This is a genomic window from Taishania pollutisoli, assembly GCF_014518315.1.
GTDB classification, from domain to species: domain Bacteria; phylum Bacteroidota; class Bacteroidia; order Flavobacteriales_D; family Crocinitomicaceae; genus Taishania; species Taishania pollutisoli.
The window spans coordinates 87,374-109,652 of sequence record NZ_JACVEL010000003.1; the positions used below are offsets into that span (position 1 = coordinate 87,374).

Here is a 22,279-nt window from a genome sequence, read left to right on the forward strand (position 1 = left end):
TGTTTTAACATTTTTTATCGTTATTTTATAGCTGAATCCCCTTACTTTTACCATTCCAATGAATTTCTACCTGATGATTATGAAAAACACAATTGTTGCTTTTACCGGAATCCTGCTGTTAAGTGCCTGTTCTCAAAATGCTTCTGAAAAAACGGTACAGAAAGAGGTCACAGTTGTTGAAACAGAACAAGTTTCCAATGTAACACCTACGAAATTGCTTTCTATGGAAATAGGAGGAATGTCGTGTGAAATGGGATGTGGAAGCGCTATCCGCAAAGGATTATTGGCAACAGGAGCCGTTGAGCGTGTTCAATTCGATTTCAAAATGGGTCGGGATATCAATACAGCAACAATATCTTTTGACGACAGTAAGATTTCAGAGCAGGAACTTTCGAAAATTATCTCAGAATTAAACGACAAGCAGTTCTCCATCGGATCATCTACGGTTTCGGATTATAAAGCGGAAGAAAAGACAACGACTTCATCCGAAACAAAATCCAGCGGAAGTGTTGGTGCACAATCTTCTTTCTCTGATTTGGAACAAGCAACATTTGAGATTAAAACTCCCAACCTGATTGATCTGTTGCTTTCAGCATTGGTCAGAGGGTAATCAGACGGATCGCAGGGATAAATAAATTCGCTTAATTTATAAACGGTCAAAGTTGACCATTGTATAACCTGGTTATTCCGTTACTCCCCCGTTTACTTTATTAAAACACGTTCTGCAAAGCGGTTTGTATTTCTCAACTGCACCCACCAATACCTGTTCTTTTTCTGCTGCCGTACGATGTGAAAACTGAGCCAGATTCCCGCATTCAACACAAATAGCATGCACCTTTGTAACATATTCGGCAACTGCCAGTAGATGTGGAATCGGCCCGAACGGCATTCCTTTGTAGTCCATGTCGAGCCCTGCAATGATAACACGCACACCGTTTCTTGCCAGCTGGCTTACTGCAGCAACTATTCCCGCGTCAAAAAATTGTGCTTCATCAACCGCCACAACTTGCTCACCGTTCCACTTTTTTAACAACTCCGAAGAATGGTTGACCACAACTGCCTGAAAATCGCTTCCCTGGTGACTTACAACTTTATCTTCGCTGTACCGGTTGTCAATTGCCGGTTTGAACAGGATCAATTGCTGATTGGCAAATTCCGCCCGTTTCAGGCGACGGATTAATTCTTCCGTTTTACCGGAAAACATAGATCCGCAAATTACTTCTATCCACCCGTTTGTTCGTCCTCCTCCCGGAAATTGCTCTAAAAACATATTTCTTTACTCTTGACAGTTATTAACAATCCGTTTACCATAAAATTTACCCGCCATTACCCCGAAGTAATTATATCTGGTTATTTTTACACCATAAAAGTCGTTATTCCGGAGCAAAAAATACGTGCTTCGTTGGCAACTTTACCGAAATGTTGAAAAATCAAAAGGATTATGGCAGAATATCTTTCTCAAAAAGAGCTGATTAAAAAAATTGAATCAAATTTGAATCAATTAGAGGCAGGGGCACTTGACTTGTTATCGATAGAAGCACATTTAGACCTGGTTCGTGAATTATACGAACGGACAATTGTACTTCGTTACAAAGCATTTGAGCACCACTCTTCCGTTCAGATTGCTGTTTCCGAAGCACCTTTGGTTGAAGAAATCGCCCCGGTGATCGAAGCTCAGGAAGCACATGAAGAAATAATTTCTTCGGAGCGAATCGATTCACTTGAATTTTCAGATAATGTTTTTACCGAAGAAAAAGAAACCGAGCCGGAAATTGAATTTGATTTTTTTAGTTCCCCGGAACCGGAAATTCCTGAAGAACCAACAACCGAAGCACCTGCAACTGATTTTTTCTCTTCCGAAACAACCGATTTATTAAAAAATGAAGCGCCGGAATCCACCTATGAAGAACCGGATTCAGAGCCAACCGAACCAGCTGTAATTCCGGAGGATCGTTTTGTAGCAGAAGAAATTAGCTCGCCGGAAAGTTCCGCATTTGTCCATAAAGTTTTTGAGGTAGAGCGTGAAATCCGCAACCAGATTGGGTTTAATTCACTTCCGTCACTGATCGGATCGTTTGGATTAAATGAACGGTTATTGTATATTAACGAACTTTTTGATGGTTCAAGTGAATCTTTTTCGGAGTCGATCAAGCACCTGGACGCTCGCTCTAACCTTTCAGAAGCTGCTGATTACGTGGAAAACCTTGCCGGAAAGTTTAATTGGGATATTGAAAGTGAAACCGTTGAAGAATTTATACAAAAACTCTGTCGCCGTTACGCATAAACTAACGTTTGGCGTTCTTATTATTTTTTTAATCGCTGCTGTCAGTTCTTTTGCACAGGTAGAAGATGCAAAACGGGTTGTCAAGCAATTGTGTTCTCCCGAATTTCACGGGAGGGGGTATGTCAATGGTGGCGATTCGATTGCTGCGGAATACATTGCCTCTGAGTTTCAAAAGGCCGGACTCCACAACCTGACCCCCGGCTATTTCCAGTATTTTTCCTTCCCGGTAAATACGTTCCCCGGAAAAGCGGAGTTTTTCGCCAACGGACAGAAGCTGGTAGTCGGCAAAGACATTATTGTTGATCCCGCGTCTCCTTCTTATGACGGACTGCTAAAGTATACCATCCTTCCCGCATCTACTATTTTAGATGCCGACAAGGTGATTGAGAAACTGCAGCAAGCGATGTCCGGAGAAACCTGTAACAGCATCGCGATTGATTTTAGAAATGTACACCCGGACACCTTTAAAATCATTAAAGATTTTCAATACGAACTGGTACAATTTGTCCCCGTCATTATCATTACAGATAAAAACTTTGTCTGGTCAGTTGCCGATAAACAACTCGCCCATCCGATCTTTGAATTGCAGTCAGCGATCGCAGATGGCACTCCTATACAGGTAAAACTGGATGCGGTTCTAAACAAAGAACACCGTACAAAAAATGTCATCGGATACCTTCCTTCCGCCAAAAACACAAAAAAAACCATTGTCTTCACTGCCCACTATGATCACCTGGGGCGACTGGGACAGGAAACCTATTTCCCGGGGGCGAATGACAATGCCAGCGGGACAGCCATGTTGATTGCTCTTGCCAATTATTTCCGTCAGCACCCTGTTGATTATAACATCCTGTTTATTGCTTTTGCAGGTGAGGAAATCGGACTGCTTGGCTCCAAGTACTATGTTGAAAACCCTGTCAAACCACTCAAAGAAATTTCCTTCCTGCTGAATCTGGACATCTTCGGGAGCGGTGAAGATGGTGTTACGGTCGTCAATGGAAGTGTTTTCCTGGAGCATTTTGACCTGTTGACAGCTATCAATGAAGAAAAACAACTGCTGACCCAAATCAAATCGAGGGGATACGCAGCCAATTCCGATCATTATTGGTTTACAGATGCCGGCGTTCCTTCATTTTTCATTTATACAATGGGATTAAACCGCCACTATCATGACACCTCCGACACATTCGAAAATTTGTCCTTTGCGGAAGTCAATGACCTGACAACACTTCTTGCTACTTTCATCGAGCGGTTAGATACTGTAAAAATCGGTAAGAAGAAGAAGTAACCGATCTGCTCTCTCCTGCGCCGTAATCTCGCGCACGCAAAAAATAAATCTATTTTTCTTTGTTCATATACCACAAAAAAGGTATTTTTGTGGTGAATTTTACGGTTATTTATATTTAATCTAAATAATTAGATATTAGAGGGGTTATGATTACGGTTACAGAAAACGCTAAAAATCAAGCGATTCGTTTGATGAGCGAAGACGGAAAGGATGGGTATTTCATCCGTGTCGGCGTAGAAGGTGGCGGATGCTCCGGTTTGCGCTATCAATTAACGTTTGACAATCAGGAAACAGAAAACGATAAAAGTTTTGAGGACAACGGAATCAAGGTTGTTGTGGATAAAAAAAGTTTTCTCTACCTCGTTGGAACTACACTTGATTTTTCAGGTGGTTTGAACGGTAAGGGGTTTATTTTTTCAAACCCGAATGCAGAACGTACGTGCGGTTGTGGAGAGTCGTTTTCTCTCTAAGAGTTGAAAAAGAAGCAAACGTGCTTCACTGATAAATGTAGTATGGGATATACAGAAAATGAATTAGCTGAAGATCTGAAGAACCAGGAATATAAATTTGGTTTTACAACAGATATAGAGTCAGATAAGGCGCCAAAAGGGTTAAATGAAGACATCATCCGGTTGATTTCTTCGAAAAAAAATGAACCTGAATGGTTATTGGAATACCGTTTGAATGCGTTCAAAATCTGGCAGGGGATGACTGAGCCTGAGTGGGCGCATGTAAGGTATGAAAAACCCGACTTTCAGGCAATTACCTATTATGCGGCGCCGAAACAAACAAAAAAATACGAGTCGTGGGATGACGTGGATCCGGAATTGAAAGAAACCATGAAAAAACTGGGGATTTCAATGGAAGAACAAAAGCGTCTTACAGGCGTAGCCGTTGATTTCGTTATGGACTCTGTTTCTGTTGCTACTTCATTCAAAGAAAAGCTAAAAGAACTGGGAATCATTTTCTGTTCATTCTCCGATGCCGTTCAGGAATACCCGGATTTGGTGAAAAAATATATGGGGACAGTTGTTCCGACAACAGACAATTTCTACGCGGCATTAAACTCAGCTGTATTCACTGACGGTTCATTTTGTTATATTCCAAAGGGAGTAAGATGCCCGATGGAATTGTCTACTTATTTCCGGATCAATGAAGGAGGGACCGGACAGTTTGAGCGCACATTGGTTGTTGCAGACGAAGGTTCTTATGTTTCTTACCTGGAAGGTTGTACTGCTCCGCAGCGGGATGAAAATCAGCTACACGCAGCAGTTGTTGAGCTGATTGCACTCGAAAATGCAGAAATCAAGTATTCAACAGTTCAAAACTGGTATCCGGGAGACAAAGAAGGGAAAGGAGGTGTCTTTAACTTCGTAACGAAACGCGGAATGTGCGAACGCAATTCCAAAATTTCCTGGACACAGGTTGAAACCGGATCAGCAGTTACCTGGAAGTATCCGTCTTGTATTCTGAAAGGAGACCATTCGGTAGGTGAATTTTATTCCGTTGCCGTTACCAATAATTTCCAACAGGCAGATACAGGTACAAAAATGATTCACCTGGGGAAAAACACGAAAAGTACCATCATTTCGAAAGGAATCTCTGCAGGAAAATCACAAAACTCTTACCGCGGACTAGTTCAGATTCACAAAGGAGCGGAAAACGCCCGCAATTTTTCTCAGTGTGATTCACTGCTGATGACAGATGAATGCGGCGCGCACACTTTTCCGTACATTGAATGTAAAAACAGTACCGCGAAAATTGAGCATGAAGCAACGACGTCAAAAATCGGTGAAGACCAGATTTTCTATTGTTTGCAACGTGGTATTTCAGAAGAAAAGGCAATCAGCCTGATCGTGAATGGGTATTGCAAAGATGTATTGAATCAATTGCCGATGGAATTTGCTGTGGAAGCACAGAAGTTGTTGGCTATCAGCCTGGAAAACTCGGTTGGGTAATTAATTTTGAAGGAAAAATAAGAAATAAACTCAGGTTGCAGGCATCAACGAATCTGCAATTTGTAATTTGCAACATATGATTAAAATAGAAAACTTACACGCCTCTATTGATGGCAAAGAGATATTAAAAGGATTGAACCTGGAAGTAAAAGCGGGAGAAGTACATGCGATTATGGGGCCAAACGGTGCCGGGAAATCTACGTTGGCATCTGTTCTGGCAGGACGTGAAGAATATGAAATTACAGCAGGATCCGTTGATTTTAACGGTACAGATTTATTGGAATTGAGTACGGAGGATCGTGCACGTGAAGGGTTGTTTTTAGCGTTTCAGTATCCGGTAGAAATTCCGGGTGTTTCCAATATCAATTTCCTGCGCACAGCGTTGAATGAAATTCGCGAATACAGAGGAGAAGAAGCTGTTTCTGCAAAGGATTTCATGGCAATGGTAAAAGAAAAATCAAAGTTGGTGGAACTGGACTCTAAACTGGCGAACCGTTCCGTGAATGAAGGATTTTCCGGAGGAGAAAAGAAACGAAATGAAATTTTCCAAATGGCCATGCTGGAACCGAAACTGGCCATTCTGGATGAAACAGATTCCGGGTTGGACATTGATGCACTGCGGATTGTTGCGGGGGGTGTGAATGCCTTGAAAAGTGATCAGAATGCAACGATTGTCATTACACATTATCAGCGCTTGCTGGATTACATCGTTCCTGATTTTGTGCACGTACTTTACAATGGAAAAATTGTAAAATCCGGGCCGAAAGAATTGGCGTTGGAGTTGGAGGAAAAAGGGTACGACTGGATTAAAGCTGAATTGGGAGAAACGGTTTAAGAACGGTTTTCCAAAAAGAAATACACAATGACTGAAGTTATTCAAGAAAGCAAAATCGCGAAATTCAGAGAGGGGTTGCCAAAAACACGTCTCCCGTTTCGTGAAAACATATTGAAAACAGCGGAAAATACGCTTTCCACACTTGATTTCCCGACAACAAGAAACGAGCGCTGGAAGTACACACGCGTTGCTAAAATTGCCACTAAATCATTCACCGCAAAGGAAGGAATCATCGGAACCTTGCACCTTCCTGTTGCAGATGCCTATACCATTGTTTTCGTCAATGGATTCTACAACCAGGAGTTGTCTTCATCAGAGAGCCCTGAAGGAGTAACGATCACCGCATTATCATCAGCAACTGAAGCAACTGAATTATTGGGAAAAAATGTACGCGTAGATACTGCTGTTTTTCCTGCATTGAATACGCTTCATGCAACAGATGGAGCATACGTGCATCTGAAGGCAAAGACCATCGTTGAAAAACCAATTCAGATCGTTCACGTTTTAACGGGAGAGCATACTATTGCCACAACACGAAATGTGATCGTAAGTGAACGTTTTTCAGAAGCTGAAATCGTACAGGTGTTCCTGGCCGGGAATGCAACTGAATCGTTTTCAAACAACGTGACGGAAATTTTCGTAGAAGAAAATGCAACCCTGTCGTTTGATAAATTACAAAATGAAACGGAAGGAAACTTCCATATCTCAACGGAGCACGTCAAACAAGCTGCACATTCCAATTTCAAGATCAATACCATTACACTGAACGGAGGATTGGTTCGCAATGACCTGTTCATCGACGTGGAAGGGGAAAATGTGGAAACACACCTCAACGGAACGTATGTTCTGAAAGGAAATCAGCACGTAGATAACCACACAACGGTTGACCATTTGAAGCCGAATTGTGAATCCAACGAACTGTACAAAGGTGTCGTTGATGAAAGCGCAACAGCGGTATTCAACGGAAAAGTTTTTGTTCGGAAAGATGCGCAAAAAATCAACGCATACCAATCCAACGGAAATGTATTGTTGTCCGATACTGCTTCGGTCAATTCGAAACCGGAACTGGAAATTTATGCAGACGATGTGAAATGTTCGCACGGCTCAACAACCGGACAGTTGGACGAAGATGCTGTTTATTACCTGCGTGCACGCGGAATTTCTGAAAAATCAGCCAAGGCATTAATGGTCACGGCATTCATCGGAGATGTAATTGATAAAATTGACAACGAATCCGTTGTGGAATATGTACATGCTGCATTACACGAACGATTCGGGTGGGATTTTTAAACCAGGAAAGCAACAGGGTGTGCAGGTACCTGACATCCTGTTCTGTTCTTTTCATACCTATCTTTTTCAGAAGTAATTTATTTACTACTTTTCACCAATCTGGCGGCGTCATCCGCAAAAAAAACGCAACGTATAATCATACGTCTTGTTGGTTACATTTACGACTCTGCAATGGGAGATATTCGCAAACTTATTCTCTGCTTGATGGTTTGTGAACCAAACAATTGTTATTTTTGATTTGTTTTTAATTTCCCGTTTATGGATAGTTTACTGCTAAATATATCCTTATTTTGCGTGTCAGGTATCATCATTTGGTATTGCTCAAACAAGCTTTCAGACATTGTTGATTATGTTGATGACAGATTTAAGTTAGGTGCAGCTTTTGGTGGTACAATCATTTTGTCTATTGCTACAAATCTTCCTGAACTTGCAATTGTTGTGCAGGGTGTTTTACAGCAGGATACCTCTCTGGCGATCGGAAATATTTTAGGTGGTATTGCATTGCAAACAATCTTACTGAGCCTGTTTGATTTTGCTTCCGGAAAAAATGAACAGCGACCGTTTTCCACGCTGGTCGGACATCCCGTTTCTATTTTACAAGGCGTTTTTTTAGTTTCGATTTTGGCTTTCGTTATTATGGGCACACAGTTCAACAAAACCAAAATCAGTCCTGATTTTCCAGTTGCTGAAATCTTTATTTTTATCTTTTGGCTGCTTAGCTTGTACTTACTTCATAAAGGAAAAAAGACAATCGGTACTCCTCCCGCAACAGAGATCAACGAAAAAGTAATTGGCATTCAACTTACACCGACAAAAGCGCTGATTTTACTCGCTGTTTTGAGTACATGTATCCTCATTTTTGGTTACTTGCTTGGAGTCACAAGTGATGCGCTGGCCAATCACTATCATATAGACGGTGTTATTTTTGGTGCAACCATATTGGCATTTGTCACAAGTTTACCTGAAATATCCGGAGGCCTGGCTTTTATCAAACAGAAAAGCTACCAACCCATTATAAGCGATATATTTGGAGGAAATGCATTCCTTCCGGTATTATTCCTTATCGCTTCCATTATCAATCACAACACCTTACTCCCGGACGCAGGGCATTCGGATATCTACCTGACAGCATTATCAATTATTTTAACCTGTATCTACTTAATCGGGATACTTTTAAAACCCAAAAAACGAATACTGGGTATGGGAATCGATTCCTGGTTTGCCTTCATTATTTACATAATTGGAATCATCTGTATAACAATTGTTGCCTGAGATGAATAACTGAATTCCGTTTAAAAAATACTTTTTCGCCTACAACTCCCCGTCTCTGAATTTTCTTCTCCACTCCATCTTCTCCTGTTCCCGCTCAATCAATAAGCGAGCGATGATTTCTCCGGCAGAAACCGTTCCGGATGCATCTGCAAGGGCGGCCCTTACTTTTGATTCCGAAACATCCATGCGGTACAAAATAGAAACCAGTTGATTAAAATCGGAAAGGACAAGCTCATTGAGATAAGCACTCAGCTCAGCAAATAAATCAACCTGTTCAGATCGGATCAATGTGTCCGGTAAGCCAACAATTGTGGCTACTGCAATGTGTGATTCATTCTTCATTTCCGATATTTTACCCCCCTCATCCGGAATACCTCCCTTATTTATCTACTTCATTATCCCGGAATGCAGAAGGAATCAATGTGGGAAGTACTTTCAAGATCAACGGCAACAAAATCGCTCCTCCGGGAAGCATAAAGATCGCGAGGGCAGGCATGGATTTTACAATGTCCATAAATTGCATTTTAACTTTTTCCTTTTCTTCGGAAGTCAGTTCCTGCGTAGCAGATTTTTTGATCAGGCCAACAAGTTCTTTGCTTTGAGAAAGTTCTACCGCCAGTTTATCTTTATTTCTGAGAATCACCTTTGTCCACCGGGAGGAAAGGCTTCCGTACACTTTCTCATATACATTTTTATTGCTGAGAAAACTGTTTTTTATATCGCTGTACAGCAGGAAATGTTCAATGATTGCCATGGATTCCTCCATGTCATAATCTTCCAATTCCAGTTCCCGCGACAAGCCATTGATAAACTCCATTTCCGTTTCTTCAACCTCATGATTTCCAAAGATGGTCAGCAGCGATAAATCGAGTAAAAACCGGCAGAACAGTTTGTCATTTTTCGGTAGATCCGTAAAGGAAGCATATCCTGCACCATGCTTGAGGTGGTACAACGCATTTTCTTTGTATTCTCCTTCCAGGTTAGCAGAAGAAAGGAATACGTTGAACATGGATTGTTCTTTTTCATCGACCAAACCATCCGAACCGGCTGCCAGCAAAATAGCGATCAGTGAATTGTATGCGTATTCTGAGTAACTTCGTAATGCTTCGTGATCGTCATCATTCAAAAAGCGGTCAAACAAAATGACATCCAGGTAGACAAACACATTGCTCATGGTTTTAAACCACCAGCGGTTGTCAAAAATTCCCTTTGAGACATCAATGCGTTTTGAAAAAATATTTTCCAGCCGTGTAATCTTATCTTCTTTTACCCAGAACAAAAGCCAGCTTTGAATGCTTTTGCTGTTGTATTTTGAATAATAGGTATACAATGAATCGATAAAATCCGCTTTTAGGGTTGGTGGGGTTCCGTTTTTTTGAATATAGACCAACAACAATGTTTCAAACAACAAAAACTTCAGTTTTTCATCATCTGTCCATCTTGAACTGTCCTCCTTGTTAAAAAACAAAAACCGGGAGGCATATCCGAAAACAATTCCTGTTTTCCCGCTCAACAAGTGCAAATGATGCTGAGCAGTAATTCCATTCATGTGCGCATAGTTCAAAGATACTTCTCCCTCTTCAATCAAAGAAAAGTACTTGTTTATCCACCCCTTAGAGCCTGGTAACAACATGTGTTTCTAACTTTTTCCGTTGCAAATTTAGGACTTATATTTACAGCTGCGCTATCTAATTATCTCTTTTTCGGTAAAATATCTTCTGTTGTTCCAAAGTAACTGTCCATCACTTCCAGGATCGATTCATAGGTGTTGGAACGGATTTTATCCAGTTTGGACTTTTTAAACCATTTCACCTTGGTAATTCCTTCTTCTTCCTGTGGAATTAACACCTCATCACCAGAATAAGTCATTCCGTACCAGGATGTTTTTTTCAGGGTTAATTTGTTTTTTCCTTTGTGGTTATCCCGATACGTGTGGTAAGTTTCACAAATAAATTGTTCTATCACAGGACCGGAAATTCCGCATTCTTCCTCTATTTCCCGAATAGCTCCCGTTTGCGGGTCTTCTGTCTTCGTTAACTTTCCCTTCGGAATGTCCCACTTTCCAAAGCGTTTAATAAACAAAAACTCTTCTCCTTTTCTGACAATACCGCCGGCTGCATAGATCATGGCATATTTTGCAAACAAGCGTTTAAATTCTGTTTCCGGAGACGTGGTCAGTAAAACAATCGGGGTCTTGGGAGAGTTTTTTTCAAAAAGAGGAAATACATCTTTTTCAATGGAGTGAATGCTCTCGGAAAACAATAGTTTGCTGTCAAATGCGAAGGTGTTTTTTTCGCAAATAATTATCGGTCTATTTTCAACAAAAACTTTGTACATTTGTCGCTATGATTTTGAATAACGATAGGGCTGTAAAAGTAGCAGAATTTTTGTTACAAATCAAAGCTGTAAAGCTGCAGCCGAAAAATCCTTTTACGTGGGCTTCCGGGTGGAAGTCTCCCATCTATTGTGACAACCGAGTAACACTCTCTTATCCAAATATCCGCACATTTATCCGCCAAAATTACAGTGATTTAATCCTGGATCATTTCGGAAAGCCGGATGTGATTGCCGGAGTGGCTACAGGAGGTATTGCACAGGGTGCCCTGGTTGCCGAAGAACTCGGATTGCCGTTTATCTATGTCCGGAGTTCTCCGAAAGGGCATGGAATGGGAAATCAGATTGAAGGGCACTTTGAAGAAGGACAAAAAGTAATTGTGATTGAAGACCTGATTTCCACCGGAGGAAGCAGTTTAAAAGCTGTTGAGGCGTTACGTGAAGCGAAACTGGATGTGAAAGGACTGGTTGCGATTTTTACATACGGGTTTGAGGTGGCTGAAAACAACTTTAAAGAAGCAAAATGCCCGTTTGTTACACTGACGAATTATGACGTGTTGCTTGAAAAGGCACTGCACGATACCTATATCTCAAAGGATGATGTCGAATCACTGAAGGAGTGGAAAATCAATCCTTCTCAATGGATGCAATAGTATGAAAATAGAAAGTACAAAGGTGGACGTAAATGCGACACCATCGATCATTTATAACTTCCTGAAAGATTCCAACAACCTGGTGCACCTGTTGCCGAAGGATAATATTTCCGATTTTAAGGCAACAGAATCTGAGTGCTCCTTTAAAGTACAGGGTGGCGTTACCATTACGCTTGTGCAGAACGGTGGTGAAGAACCCAATAAATTATTTTTGAAATCCGGAGAGAAATCTCCGTTTCCTTTTAATCTGACGATTCACATTGATCAGATCGGCGAACAATCAAACGGTTTCATTGCGTTTGACGGAGAGGTTAACATGTTCTTAAAAATGATGGTTGAAAAACCGTTGACGAACCTGTTCAACTACATGTCCAACAAATTACAGCAGCACTTTGCATAAACAATGAATTTTCTTCCGTCTATTTTTGTTACCGTCGATGTACTGCTTTTTCGAACGGTCAACGGAACCCGGGAAATCTTGCTCATTGAGCGCCTGAAAGAACCATTTAAGAATTGCTGGGCATTGCCCGGAGGTTTTGTCGATCCGGGAGAAGACCTGGAAGATGCCGCCAAACGGGAACTCCTGGAAGAAACGTCTGTTCACATTCCATCTCTCCGGCAGGTAAAGGCATACGGTCAACCGGGACGTGATCCGAGGGGACATACGGTGTCAATCGTTTTCAGCGGAACGGTAGATGAAACAACAGTAGCAAAAGCACGGGATGATGCCAAATCTGTTCATTGGTTTCCACTAGACGACTTGCCCCCATTGGCATTTGACCACCGGCTTATCATTGAAGAAACAATTAAAAATGCCCTTTAGAATGTATCCGAAGGGCATTTATTTTTCATTTGTTTTTGATTCTGCCTTCTGATTTTATTTCGATTCAATGTATTTCAACAGGTTATTGTAGTTGGAACTGAATGAGAACGTATCTTTCAGCAAAAAATAATTGGATTTGTCAAAACAATAATCGTATGCATATTTTGCAAATTCAAGCCGGTTGCTGTCAAATGAAAGTTGTCTGCTGATCTGTGCAATCTGATCTGCTGACAGTGAATTCGATTTTACAAAACTTTTTGCCATTGTCAATTTGTTCCCGTCAATCGATTCATTTTTCAGGGAGGTCATGAATTTTTGAAAAACCTCCGCATTTCCTGCCTGATTGCCCGGATATGGATTCGTCGGGTTGGGGTATGGGTTATTCGGATATCCATCTGTATTTGCAATAGTGGTATACCAGTTCAGTTCCTGAATTTGTACCCGCTGGATAATTGTCAATTGCCCGAATCCATCAATCTGAGCAACAATCCGCTCATTATTTTTCAACGATAAACTCCCATTGTACAGGATCGCATTTGTCATCCTGTTAAACACCTGTATGGTCGCAATTCCTCCCGGAAGGTCAGAGAATTTGAAGATATTATTTGCATTGTAATGTGTCTGAGTGGAAACCGAAGCAAAGTATTCTCCACTGGCATTCACACGAATATACAACTCGGACGCACTTCCTGAAAAATGCAGCACAACCGCGATTAGAAATGTAAAAATGATTCTCATGATCTTTAATTTATCGTTTTAATTGGTAACAAATATACAATCTAAAAATAATGCCAACATTTGTTTGTCGTTCCTTAACATACGATCTGGTTGATAATGCCTATTTTTGTGCCAAAAAATAGATGGTTTCCCTGGAAAAATACGATGCTGTGATCTTTGATATGGATGGTGTTCTCATTGATTCTGAACCTTTGTGGAAAATTGCCATGGAAGAAACGTTCCGGGAAGTTGGTTGCAATCTGGTCAAACAGGATTTCCAAAAAACATCCGGCATGCGGATCGATGAAGTTGTCGCATACTGGTACAATCACGTCGGATGGGGGGGAGCAACGCAAAAAGAAGTGGAAAATCGCATTATTCAACGGATGATTACGTTAATCGAGGAAAACGGGAAACCGCTGACAGGTGTAGTCGAAACATTGAATTTTTTAAAGCATTCCGAAAAACGCATCGGACTGGGAACTTCTTCCTATTCCATTCTGATGGCGGCAGTTCTACAGACATTGAATCTGGAAGATGCATTTCACTTCGTACATTCCGCTGAGCATGAGCACTATGGGAAACCCCATCCCGCCGTTTACCTGACGGTGGCGGATAAGCTGGGTGTGCATCCGGTAAAATGCCTGGTGATCGAAGATTCGTTGAATGGTATTATCGCCGGGAAAGCTGCAAAAATGAGTGTAGTCTGCATCCCCGAAAAAACCCACCATCCGGAGCCGAAATTAATTGTGGCGGATTACCGCTATGACTCCATGATGGAATTTTTCCTGGAAATCAGCCGTTGATCATACGGCGCTTCTTTTTTATCAGCAAGAAAATAAACAGACCGTTAAGCAGCACACTCAATGCGAAAAGTGTATATTTAATCGTCTTTTCAACATCAACTTTGGTTTTTTTTTGTTTTAGTTCTGTCAGCGTTCCGTTCATATCGACGTTCATCAGTTCGGGAGCATAGCATCGTTCATTGTTTCCTATACCTAACTGACCGGAAGGGTTGTCACCAAACGTAAATATTTTCCCGGAAAGGTCCACAGCAATGGATTGAAAGCATCCTCCACCTATATCAACAATATTCTTCAATGATGGGATTTTTACAGGTAATGACCGGCTGATGGTGTCGTTCAGTCCCAGCATCCCGTAGTGATTTTTACCCCATCCCCAGACTTCATTGTTTTCATCAATGGCCAGAGAGTGCCAGCTCCCGCACGCTATTTTTTTGAATTTCGGATACCTCTCCAGCTTCACGGGAGTTTGATACTGTTTTTCCGTTCTTTCGCCATATTGAAATGCAGGATCCGATCCCCAGATCCAAACAACTCCGTTACTGTCCAAGCCGACAGAATGGTGCCAGCCAACAGCAATTTCTTGCATTCCGGGTAGCCCGTTGATTCGTTGCGCATAGGGTTGGTTTTTTTCTGTTCCGTCACCGATTTCACCAAACGTATTGGTCCCCCACCCCCAAACAGAACCATCTCGTTTCAGTGCCAGTGTATGACAACCAACAGCAGCAATTTTAATCACAGATTGCAATTCTGAAATCCGTGATTCTTCTTTTTGCAATACACGGACCGGGTATTCCGTGTGTTCTCTGTTTCCGGTACCCAATTCCCCATAAAAATTATGTCCCCATGACCAGACACTTCCATCTTTTTTCAAAGCTACTGTATGCCAGTATCCTCCTTCTGCTGCTATAAAATTTGTATGATTGGGTAATTTATAGGGTTGAAGCTGGTCGCTCAGTAAGTGCTCTCCGATTTGCCCGTAATTATTCCGTCCCCACAAGTACATATCTCCTTTTTTATCAATTGCGATACTGTGATCATACCCTCTTGAGATCGCTTGAATATCGGAAAGATCCTTTACTTTTTTCGGTGTAGACGAATTGATTCGTGTACTGTCACCAAGCTGTCCGTAATTATTTCTTCCGATTGCCCATACGTGTCCGTTTTTGTCAAGAATAAGTGCATGTCCGTTTCCTCCATCTATTTGTTGGGAATAAATTGTGGTCAAATATCCGACGCACCAGATAAGCATCGTTATTGTCTTTGTCATGTATTTCTTTTTTGCATTTCAAAGATACAGAACAGATATCGTAAAACAATTTTTTTAAACCAAAGGAACTTTGTAACTTTGCATCAGAAAAATTTGAAATAAAGAAATTGAATATGAGTAATACAACAGAAAAATTGGCTTACAAGGTAAAAGACATCAGCCTGGCTGAATGGGGAAGAAAAGAAATCAAACTGGCAGAGGCGGAAATGCCCGGATTAATGTCACTGAGAGCAGAGTACGGTGCATCCAAGCCATTGGCCGGAGCACGTATTGCAGGATGTTTGCACATGACCATTCAAACTGCTGTATTAATTGAAACATTGGTGGAATTGGGCGCGGAAGTAACCTGGTCTTCTTGTAACATTTTCTCAACACAAGATCATGCTGCTGCTGCAATCGCTGCTGCGGGAATTCCTGTTTTCGCATGGAAAGGAATGAACGAGCAAGAGTTCGACTGGTGTATTGAGCAGACATTGTTTGCATTTGAAGACGGAAAACCATTGAACATGATTCTGGATGACGGAGGAGATTTGACAAACATGGTGTTTGACCGTTTCCCTGAATTGACAAAAGACATCAAAGGTCTTTCTGAAGAAACAACAACAGGTGTTCACCGTTTGTATGAGCGTGTGAAAAACGGAACATTGGTAATGCCTGCAATTAACGTAAATGACTCTGTTACCAAGTCTAAATTTGATAACAAGTACGGATGTAAAGAATCATTGGTTGACTCTATCCGTCGTGCAACAGATGTGATGTTGGCAGGAAAAGTAGCGGTTGTTTGCGGATACGGTGACGTTGGTAAAGGTTCTGCTGCTTCTTTGAAAGGAGCCGGAGCTCGTGTAATCGTTACGGAAATCGACCCGATCTGTGCGTTACAGGCTGCAATGGACGGATTTGAAGTGAGAAAACTGGATTCTGTTGTTCACAATGTAGATATCGTTGTAACAACAACAGGAAACAAAGACATCGTTGTCGGACGTCATTTTGAAAAAATGAAAGACAAGACAATCGTTTGTAATATCGGACACTTCGACAATGAAATCGATATGGCATGGTTGAACAAAACATACGGATCTACAAAAGTGGAAGTGAAACCGCAAGTGGATATCTACAACGTAAACGGAAAAGAGGTAATCATCCTGGCTGAAGGTCGTTTGGTAAACTTAGGATGTGCGACAGGACACCCTTCTTTCGTAATGTCTAACTCATTTACGAACCAGACATTGGCGCAATTAGAGTTGTGGACAAACGCAGCTGCATACGGAAATGATGTATACATGTTGCCGAAGCACCTGGATGAAAAAGTTGCGAAACTGCACCTTGCTAAGATCGGTGTTGAATTGGAAACATTGACAGAAGATCAGGCAAATTACATCGGTGTGAACGTGGAAGGTCCGTACAAGGCTGAACACTACAGATATTAATCAATAATTGATTGATTTAGGAAAGGAGGGCGGTTGCCCTCCTTTTTCATTTTATGATCATCTTATTAAACACTCCCCAATCTCTCCAAAAGAAATTTCTTACGCTACATTTGTTTTTGAGTGCTGCGTTACTCTTTATTTCATCTGTCCGGTTGGATTTTATTGTATAGAATGTACCGGGAAATTAATCGGGGCGTTTTAGCGGAAAATAAAAAAGGAGCTTTTAACAAGCTCCTCCATCACAATTCGTATGTGTAATTAATTACTTCAAGTATTTTTCAAACACCAGGTCGCGGTTAATTGTTTCGCTTCCGACGGTAACGTTTTGAACTTCACATCCTGCAAGAAAACGTACAATAATAGCGCGTGAGCGTTCATTGTTATCCACCATATTAATGGTTGCTACTTTGCTCTTTTCATCAAAGTCAACCGTAAAATAAAGTGTATAATACTTTGCCTTACTCTGAACTTCTTCTTTTGTTAGCCGTTCCGGTAACGTGATATACCCTTTTCCTGTTTCCTTGATGGAAGTCAAATCGGAAGGAGCTTTAACGAATGCCGTATTTTGTCCGAAAGCAAAATGGAAAGCAAAAACGATGAAGAGAGTTGAAACGATTGTTTTCATTTTCTATGTATTTTATTTTTAAGACGCTTTTATACATCCAAAAGTTGTACCAATATACAACAATAAATTATATTAGCATAAAAATTTGCCTGAAAATGTCGTTACAAGTTTGTCATACAAAAGGAATTATCGAAGCAGGATGTGATGAGGCCGGAAGGGGTTGTTTGGCCGGTCCGGTTGTTGCAGCAGCTGTGATTTTACCGGAAGATTTTTCACATGCCCTGCTGAATGACTCCAAGAAAATGACAGATAAACAACGGTATGCCTTACGTCCCATTATCGAAGAACAAGCAATTGCCTGGGCTGTCGGAATCATTGACAATACAGAAATAGACGAAATCAATATTCTCAAAGCAAGCTTCAAAGCCATGCACCAAGCAGTCGATCAACTGGATGTCAGGCCGGAACAGCTGCTCATCGACGGAAACCGGTTTATCCCCTACCCCGGAATCCCTCACCTGTGCATGATCAAAGGAGACGGAAGATTCATGAACATTGCCGCAGCTTCTGTCCTTGCAAAAACATACCGCGACGACCTGATGAATGCATTACACGAGCAGTTTCCAGTCTACGGCTGGGATCAAAACAAAGGTTATCCGACCAAAGCACACCGCAGCGGGATTGAACAATATGGCGTTACTCCTTTTCACCGAATGAGTTTTACACTCCTTGCTCCCACGCAGTTGAATTTATTTGAATAATTGCAGCCCTCTAACAATCACCTGTTGATTTCTTTGGGAAAAGGAATCCATGCGGAGGCTAAATTCCGATAACTTTGAGGACATGTTTGGACGCGTTTTTCTGGGATTATTGACACTCATAAGCCTGTTGTGGCTGGGCTATGCTACATACGACCGTGTGAACCAGGGAAAACAGTTTAACCCGGAATATTTGTTCGGACAGGAAGACGGAGAAGTGCTGATTGTACTCAACCCGGCGAATCTGCAATTGCTTTCAGAGCAATTCGGGATTCAACACACCGAAATGATTGCATTCCTCGAACAACTGAATCCGGACGCAATTGATGATCTGTATATTTCAAAAAAACGAGGGCAGGTACTGATTACCACGAAAGAAACATTGGACGAAAAAACTATTCTGACTGTTTTCAGCAATCAATCCGGTATTCGTATCAACGATCAATCCCTTTCGTTCGGTAAACTCAATGGCCTTTTCTCAAAACATGCCATCTATTTTTCCACTGAATCCATTGAGTTGAATAAACATCCGTGGCAGGGACTTCACTATGATAAAAACAGTGATGCGTCTATCCTTCAATTCAGCAATAAACAGCAACAACCATCTGTTACAGATATTTACATCAAGGAAAATGGGATTATTGAATACAAAACCGCTGTTAAACAGGCGGTCTTCGGTTCAAAAGTAAATGACAAGGTTGTTTTTTCAGCTGTTATTCCGGCGACTGTTACTTCCTATGAATTTTATGAGACAGATTACCTGCGGTTCATCGACCCCGAATTGAAAAAAAGCCCGATGAATACCTGGTTAAAGTATGGATTGGTTCGCGTTACTGTTAACGGGCAGGAAGCAATTATTACAGATTATATTGAAGGGCAGGAACCCATCCAGGTGCTTTATGATTTCTATAAAAAAGAATCCACAGATACCGAAAGTGAATATTTTGAAGGAGAGCCGTTAACACAACTCATGAAAGCAACCAGGAGATTTTATTGTTATCAGGTAGATGACTTTGTTGTTATTTCAGGAAACCGGGCTGTTTGTGAGACCATTGTCGGTGATTACAAACTCGGAAATACATTGGCGCAACGCTCCGATCGTGCCAACGAAATTTACGGACAGCTTCCGCAGAAAGTAAATCAACGGACGGTTTCAGGTACTGTCAAGCAATCCGTTTCTGTTTATGATACCAACTTACTGACCACCGTTGTCGGAGGAAAGGCGGGATCAATTGAACCAACCAACCAGGCAACAACCGGTTCAGCAACTTCATTCGTAGCAGGAAATATCAAGGACATCCACATTATTGATGAAAACGCATTTTTTGTCACCACCAACGATAACAAAGTGCTGTTTTTTGAAAACGATAAAAAGAAATGGGAACAAACACTGGACGGAGCAATTGTCGGAGATGCTGCAATCATTGATATTTTTGCCAATGAGAAATACCAGCTGTTGGTTTCTTCCGGGAAAAAGGTACACGTATTTGACATCAACGGGAATGAACCGGGTGGTTTCCCGATTGAATTGGATGACCAGACAAATGTGCAGACACCGTTGTTTTATCGCTGGAAAGGAAATGGCTTTTTCGCTATAGCGGGAACCGACGGAAAATTATTGCAATATGACAACCAGGGGAGGGAACTGGCAATCGTGAGAAATCAACTTTCAGAGATCGGGCAACAACCTGTTGTCTGGGTAAGTGCCGGAAAACCATTTATCGGTCTTTACGGAAACGGACGTTTTGAAATGATCCAGGCCGACAACCGCCGATCGCTGCGTATTTTTGATGCAAGAGAAATGACCACAATCATCAAACTTCCAAACGAAGTAAAATTATTTGGTGTGGTAAATAATCAGCTGGTTTCCTATGATCAACGCGGAGGAATTACACGCTATGAGAAATTTGTCAATGCGAAACTTCTACCTACAATCAATGCGGACAAAGGAATTGTTGTAAAAGATCAGCAGCAGTTGAAATTATTCAATTCCGGAGGAATCCAGTGGGCGACACTAAAACTGCCGTTTTCGGATGTCTCCGATGTACAGGTCTTCTCCACAAGTAACGGAAATACGATTATCGCCGTAATTGATGCACTGGAAAACAAAGTATATCTGTGGAAATCCAACGGGGAATTGTACAGTAAACAGCAATGGGACGGTAGCAAGATTGTCCGTTACCACAACGGAGCATTGTTTACGGTGGTGGATAACCTGGTAGTGAGGTATTCGGTGAAGTAACTACGAAATTCCGTTTTTAATGATTCCGAAAAAAGACCGGAATTTGATAGGTAGTCTTTACTGTTTGATTTTTAATGGTAACTGCCGGAGTCCATTTGGGCATATTCTCAAGTAATCGGACCGCTTCTTTATCACATTCCGGACATCCCGACATACCCCTTCTCACAAACACATTTGATATTGAACCATCCGGCTCTATTGAAAATTGAATGATTATTTTTCCTGATACTCCATATTCCATTAACTCATCCGGATAGACAACATTTTCTTTGAAGTAGTTTGCAAAAGCATTTTCCCCTCCCGGAAATGATGCTCCACACACAACTGGCCATGGTTGATTAATCGTAGTCAATTTGCCTGAATATTGTTGAGAATTGTAAATAAACCGATCCGGTTTCTGTGAGAGACCTACAGAAGAAATATACAACATAACGATCAGTACAACCTGTCTCATAAGATGAAACTAATTCATTCATCCTTATTATTTCAGGTAATTGAGCAAACCCCTTCTTTTATTTATTTTTCTATCGGAGATTGTAAAATTTTCATTTTTACTGGTATGATTGGTTTATCCTCCCCTTGCCTCTCCAAAGGGCGATTAAGGAGGAGGATGTAATTATCTCAATCATTTATTCTCCAATCGGCATCAGCCCTTCATATTGCTGGCGCAGCAAAAAACGGTACGGCTCTATTCCATGATGATAATAGGGTGATTTATTGTCTTTGTAAAAGTCAAAATAATTTTGTTCCGGAACGAACGAAATCGGCACTCCGGGACGGAGAAAGTATGCACTGTTTACCGGATCCGGTAGTTGCAATCCGGGTACCATTCCGTTGATAAATTTACCAACATATCTCCCTAAGTATTTCTGGTAACTTTTTGCCGATTTGATGGCTTTTTTATTCATTTTATTGTATGCGGAAGACAAAAACATACGTTTGATCAACGGTTGTTTTTTCAACCCTTGTCTGGCATCCACCAACGGGTTCGGTTCATTCATATCCGGTGCGAGCTGTTGCGTGGTAAACGGCATTTCGGGCACAGGATCTTTGGAGTTTGTCACGCTGAATGCCCATTCCGAGCGCATGATGTGGTCGTAATTGTATACAAAATACATATTTCCCATTTTCGGAGGAGCTGTTGCATATGCTTTTACCTGCATGTCCGGGTAGACACCATCTTTTTTCAGATAGTATAACCAGGCACTTACATAATAGACCAACGAACCTCCCTGGCTGTGTCCTCCGACCAGGTAGTTGTGGTATCCGGCCTTGTACAAAGAATCGATTTTCTGTTGCGCGTCGTTGGCAATGTAAGCAAATCCGGCTAAAAAACCGGCGTGTACGGCTGCCTGCTCATGTTCTGCTATCTTATACTGAAAGGATTGTGTTTCTGACAATTTTACTGTTCCTGTTGCGGGCATCATGGCACAATAGAAATCGGCCAGCAGTGATTTCGGATCCCCGGTCGTACCGCGAAGCATCAATACAACCGTAGAATCGGAACGCACCCACAAATCCCACAAATTGTCTAATCCCATTGCCGGAGAACGGTACACAAACCGATAGTCTGTAAGTCCTGCTGAATCGGCAAAACGTTCTACCGGAACTTTGTTCATAAACGCATCATTCAACTGCAAAATTTCATCACATTCCTGCGGAATAAATCCCGGTGAGAATGTGTAGGATAACTGTGCTATTACGTTGTTGAAAACAAGTAATGAAAAAATGACGATGATTCGGTACTGTTTCACGGTGTC

At 41.5% G+C, this 22,279-nt stretch carries 24 protein-coding genes; 15 read left to right on the forward strand and 9 right to left on the reverse strand.

Annotation, left to right across the window (positions count from 1 at the left end; genetic code table 11):
- Positions 1–79 precede the first annotated feature (79 nt).
- Positions 80–610 carry a heavy-metal-associated domain-containing protein gene (locus H9Y05_RS05805; protein ID WP_163490257.1) on the forward strand — a complete coding sequence of 177 codons (531 nt, stop codon included), beginning with the start codon at positions 80–82 and terminating at the stop codon, positions 608–610.
- Between the two features lie 72 nt (positions 611–682).
- Here the strand turns inward: H9Y05_RS05805 and H9Y05_RS05810 are convergent, their stop codons facing one another.
- Complete coding sequence (locus tag H9Y05_RS05810; RefSeq protein ID WP_163490256.1) at positions 683–1,270, reverse strand: thymidine kinase; 588 nt, start codon at positions 1,268–1,270, stop codon at positions 683–685.
- A gap of 171 nt (positions 1,271–1,441) precedes the next feature.
- On the opposite strand from H9Y05_RS05810, the gene H9Y05_RS05815 reads away from it, so the two are divergent.
- The 7 genes from H9Y05_RS05815 to H9Y05_RS05845 all read left to right on the forward strand — a co-directional run bounded on the left by H9Y05_RS05815 (position 1,442) and on the right by H9Y05_RS05845 (position 8,927).
- Entirely contained in the window at positions 1,442–2,284 is an 843-nt protein-coding gene (locus H9Y05_RS05815) for a hypothetical protein (RefSeq protein ID WP_216713745.1), read from the forward strand.
- Positions 2,244–3,572 carry a M28 family metallopeptidase gene (locus H9Y05_RS05820; protein WP_163490254.1) on the forward strand — a complete coding sequence of 443 codons (1,329 nt, stop codon included), beginning with the start codon at positions 2,244–2,246 and terminating at the stop codon, positions 3,570–3,572. The genes H9Y05_RS05815 and H9Y05_RS05820 overlap by 41 nt, the downstream gene beginning before the upstream one ends.
- Positions 3,573–3,718: 146 nt before the next feature.
- A complete protein-coding gene (locus H9Y05_RS05825; RefSeq protein WP_163490253.1) occupies positions 3,719–4,042 on the forward strand; it encodes a HesB/IscA family protein in 324 nt (107 codons plus the stop codon).
- A 42-nt stretch (positions 4,043–4,084) separates the two neighbouring features.
- Positions 4,085–5,530, forward strand: a complete 1,446-nt coding sequence (gene sufB / locus H9Y05_RS05830) for a Fe-S cluster assembly protein SufB (protein WP_163490252.1) — start codon at positions 4,085–4,087, stop codon at positions 5,528–5,530.
- Positions 5,531–5,606: 76 nt separating this feature from the next.
- On the forward strand, positions 5,607–6,365 hold the full coding sequence (sufC, locus tag H9Y05_RS05835) for a Fe-S cluster assembly ATPase SufC (RefSeq protein WP_163490251.1): 759 nt from the start codon (positions 5,607–5,609) through the stop codon (positions 6,363–6,365).
- 27 nt (positions 6,366–6,392) lie between these two features.
- A complete protein-coding gene (sufD, locus tag H9Y05_RS05840) occupies positions 6,393–7,655 on the forward strand; it encodes a Fe-S cluster assembly protein SufD (protein WP_216713746.1) in 1,263 nt (420 codons plus the stop codon).
- Between the two features lie 258 nt (positions 7,656–7,913).
- The gene (locus tag H9Y05_RS05845; RefSeq protein ID WP_163490249.1) at positions 7,914–8,927 is read left to right on the forward strand and encodes a sodium:calcium antiporter; all 1,014 of its coding nucleotides are present in this window, start codon (positions 7,914–7,916) and stop codon (positions 8,925–8,927) included.
- A 39-nt stretch (positions 8,928–8,966) separates the two neighbouring features.
- Here H9Y05_RS05845 and H9Y05_RS05850 read toward each other — a convergent pair whose 3' ends face one another.
- Genes H9Y05_RS05850 through H9Y05_RS05860 form a run of 3 tightly spaced genes read right to left on the reverse strand, consistent with a single transcriptional unit; the run spans position 8,967 to position 11,264 of the window.
- A complete protein-coding gene (locus tag H9Y05_RS05850) occupies positions 8,967–9,269 on the reverse strand; it encodes a hypothetical protein (protein ID WP_163490248.1) in 303 nt (100 codons plus the stop codon).
- Between the two features lie 37 nt (positions 9,270–9,306).
- Positions 9,307–10,560 (reverse strand): LETM1-related biofilm-associated protein, encoded by a 1,254-nt coding sequence (locus tag H9Y05_RS05855; RefSeq protein WP_235992144.1) that lies wholly within the window; start codon positions 10,558–10,560, stop codon positions 9,307–9,309.
- Between the two features lie 59 nt (positions 10,561–10,619).
- Positions 10,620–11,264, reverse strand: a complete 645-nt coding sequence (locus H9Y05_RS05860; protein WP_163490246.1) for an NUDIX hydrolase — start codon at positions 11,262–11,264, stop codon at positions 10,620–10,622.
- An 8-nt stretch (positions 11,265–11,272) separates the two neighbouring features.
- Here H9Y05_RS05860 and pyrE point away from each other — a divergent pair, with 8 nt between their 5' ends.
- The 3 genes from pyrE to H9Y05_RS05875 are packed head-to-tail and all read left to right on the forward strand — an operon-like array spanning position 11,273 to position 12,737.
- Positions 11,273–11,914: an orotate phosphoribosyltransferase gene (gene pyrE / locus H9Y05_RS05865; protein ID WP_163490245.1), complete on the forward strand. Its 642-nt coding sequence runs from the start codon at positions 11,273–11,275 to the stop codon at positions 11,912–11,914.
- 1 nt (position 11,915) lies between these two features.
- Entirely contained in the window at positions 11,916–12,314 is a 399-nt protein-coding gene (locus tag H9Y05_RS05870) for a hypothetical protein (RefSeq protein WP_163490244.1), read from the forward strand.
- A gap of 3 nt (positions 12,315–12,317) precedes the next feature.
- Entirely contained in the window at positions 12,318–12,737 is a 420-nt protein-coding gene (locus H9Y05_RS05875) for an NUDIX domain-containing protein (protein ID WP_216713747.1), read from the forward strand.
- Between the two features lie 54 nt (positions 12,738–12,791).
- Here H9Y05_RS05875 and H9Y05_RS05880 read toward each other — a convergent pair whose 3' ends face one another.
- The gene (locus tag H9Y05_RS05880) at positions 12,792–13,475 is read right to left on the reverse strand and encodes a DUF4476 domain-containing protein (protein WP_216713748.1); all 684 of its coding nucleotides are present in this window, start codon (positions 13,473–13,475) and stop codon (positions 12,792–12,794) included.
- 122 nt (positions 13,476–13,597) lie between these two features.
- Here H9Y05_RS05880 and hxpB point away from each other — a divergent pair, with 122 nt between their 5' ends.
- Positions 13,598–14,260 carry a hexitol phosphatase HxpB gene (gene hxpB / locus H9Y05_RS05885; protein WP_216713749.1) on the forward strand — a complete coding sequence of 221 codons (663 nt, stop codon included), beginning with the start codon at positions 13,598–13,600 and terminating at the stop codon, positions 14,258–14,260.
- On the opposite strand, the gene H9Y05_RS05890 is transcribed toward hxpB, so the two are convergent.
- A complete protein-coding gene (locus tag H9Y05_RS05890) occupies positions 14,250–15,527 on the reverse strand; it encodes an RCC1 domain-containing protein (protein WP_163490240.1) in 1,278 nt (425 codons plus the stop codon). The genes hxpB and H9Y05_RS05890 overlap by 11 nt on opposite strands.
- A 113-nt stretch (positions 15,528–15,640) precedes the next feature.
- On the opposite strand from H9Y05_RS05890, the gene ahcY reads away from it, so the two are divergent.
- Positions 15,641–16,954, forward strand: coding sequence for an adenosylhomocysteinase (gene ahcY, locus H9Y05_RS05895; protein ID WP_163490239.1), 1,314 nt, complete (start codon positions 15,641–15,643; stop codon positions 16,952–16,954).
- A 262-nt stretch (positions 16,955–17,216) separates the two neighbouring features.
- Here the strand turns inward: ahcY and H9Y05_RS05900 are convergent, their stop codons facing one another.
- Positions 17,217–17,579: a hypothetical protein gene (locus tag H9Y05_RS05900; RefSeq protein ID WP_163490238.1), complete on the reverse strand. Its 363-nt coding sequence runs from the start codon at positions 17,577–17,579 to the stop codon at positions 17,217–17,219.
- Positions 17,580–17,674: 95 nt separating this feature from the next.
- On the opposite strand from H9Y05_RS05900, the gene H9Y05_RS05905 reads away from it, so the two are divergent.
- Both H9Y05_RS05905 and H9Y05_RS05910 read left to right on the forward strand, forming a co-directional pair.
- Positions 17,675–18,280, forward strand: coding sequence for a ribonuclease HII (locus H9Y05_RS05905; protein WP_216713750.1), 606 nt, complete (start codon positions 17,675–17,677; stop codon positions 18,278–18,280).
- 82 nt (positions 18,281–18,362) lie between these two features.
- Positions 18,363–20,519: a hypothetical protein gene (locus H9Y05_RS05910; RefSeq protein ID WP_216713751.1), complete on the forward strand. Its 2,157-nt coding sequence runs from the start codon at positions 18,363–18,365 to the stop codon at positions 20,517–20,519.
- A gap of 16 nt (positions 20,520–20,535) precedes the next feature.
- On the opposite strand, the gene H9Y05_RS05915 is transcribed toward H9Y05_RS05910, so the two are convergent.
- Positions 20,536–20,973 carry an energy transducer TonB gene (locus tag H9Y05_RS05915; RefSeq protein WP_216713752.1) on the reverse strand — a complete coding sequence of 146 codons (438 nt, stop codon included), beginning with the start codon at positions 20,971–20,973 and terminating at the stop codon, positions 20,536–20,538.
- Positions 20,974–21,148: 175 nt separating this feature from the next.
- Complete coding sequence (locus tag H9Y05_RS05920; RefSeq protein WP_216713753.1) at positions 21,149–22,273, reverse strand: lipase family protein; 1,125 nt, start codon at positions 22,271–22,273, stop codon at positions 21,149–21,151.
- Positions 22,274–22,279 lie beyond the last annotated feature (6 nt).

Coding starts and splice junctions, on each gene's coding strand:
- H9Y05_RS05905 (WP_216713750.1), top strand. CDS start 17,675: ATGTCGTTACAAGTTTGTCATACAAAAGGAATTATCGAAGCAGGATGT.
- H9Y05_RS05890 (WP_163490240.1), bottom strand. CDS start 15,527: ATGACAAAGACAATAACGATGCTTATCTGGTGCGTCGGATATTTGACC.
- H9Y05_RS05875 (WP_216713747.1), top strand. CDS start 12,318: ATGAATTTTCTTCCGTCTATTTTTGTTACCGTCGATGTACTGCTTTTT.
- H9Y05_RS05850 (WP_163490248.1), bottom strand. CDS start 9,269: ATGAAGAATGAATCACACATTGCAGTAGCCACAATTGTTGGCTTACCG.
- H9Y05_RS05845 (WP_163490249.1), top strand. CDS start 7,914: ATGGATAGTTTACTGCTAAATATATCCTTATTTTGCGTGTCAGGTATC.
- sufC (WP_163490251.1), top strand. CDS start 5,607: ATGATTAAAATAGAAAACTTACACGCCTCTATTGATGGCAAAGAGATA.
- H9Y05_RS05915 (WP_216713752.1), bottom strand. CDS start 20,973: ATGAGACAGGTTGTACTGATCGTTATGTTGTATATTTCTTCTGTAGGT.
- H9Y05_RS05805 (WP_163490257.1), top strand. CDS start 80: ATGAAAAACACAATTGTTGCTTTTACCGGAATCCTGCTGTTAAGTGCC.
- H9Y05_RS05810 (WP_163490256.1), bottom strand. CDS start 1,270: ATGTTTTTAGAGCAATTTCCGGGAGGAGGACGAACAAACGGGTGGATA.
- sufB (WP_163490252.1), top strand. CDS start 4,085: ATGGGATATACAGAAAATGAATTAGCTGAAGATCTGAAGAACCAGGAA.
- H9Y05_RS05870 (WP_163490244.1), top strand. CDS start 11,916: ATGAAAATAGAAAGTACAAAGGTGGACGTAAATGCGACACCATCGATC.
- hxpB (WP_216713749.1), top strand. CDS start 13,598: ATGGTTTCCCTGGAAAAATACGATGCTGTGATCTTTGATATGGATGGT.
- pyrE (WP_163490245.1), top strand. CDS start 11,273: ATGATTTTGAATAACGATAGGGCTGTAAAAGTAGCAGAATTTTTGTTA.
- H9Y05_RS05910 (WP_216713751.1), top strand. CDS start 18,363: ATGTTTGGACGCGTTTTTCTGGGATTATTGACACTCATAAGCCTGTTG.
- H9Y05_RS05825 (WP_163490253.1), top strand. CDS start 3,719: ATGATTACGGTTACAGAAAACGCTAAAAATCAAGCGATTCGTTTGATG.
- H9Y05_RS05815 (WP_216713745.1), top strand. CDS start 1,442: ATGGCAGAATATCTTTCTCAAAAAGAGCTGATTAAAAAAATTGAATCA.
- H9Y05_RS05860 (WP_163490246.1), bottom strand. CDS start 11,264: ATGTACAAAGTTTTTGTTGAAAATAGACCGATAATTATTTGCGAAAAA.
- H9Y05_RS05900 (WP_163490238.1), bottom strand. CDS start 17,579: ATGAAAACAATCGTTTCAACTCTCTTCATCGTTTTTGCTTTCCATTTT.
- sufD (WP_216713746.1), top strand. CDS start 6,393: ATGACTGAAGTTATTCAAGAAAGCAAAATCGCGAAATTCAGAGAGGGG.
- ahcY (WP_163490239.1), top strand. CDS start 15,641: ATGAGTAATACAACAGAAAAATTGGCTTACAAGGTAAAAGACATCAGC.
- H9Y05_RS05880 (WP_216713748.1), bottom strand. CDS start 13,475: ATGAGAATCATTTTTACATTTCTAATCGCGGTTGTGCTGCATTTTTCA.
- H9Y05_RS05855 (WP_235992144.1), bottom strand. CDS start 10,560: ATGTTGTTACCAGGCTCTAAGGGGTGGATAAACAAGTACTTTTCTTTG.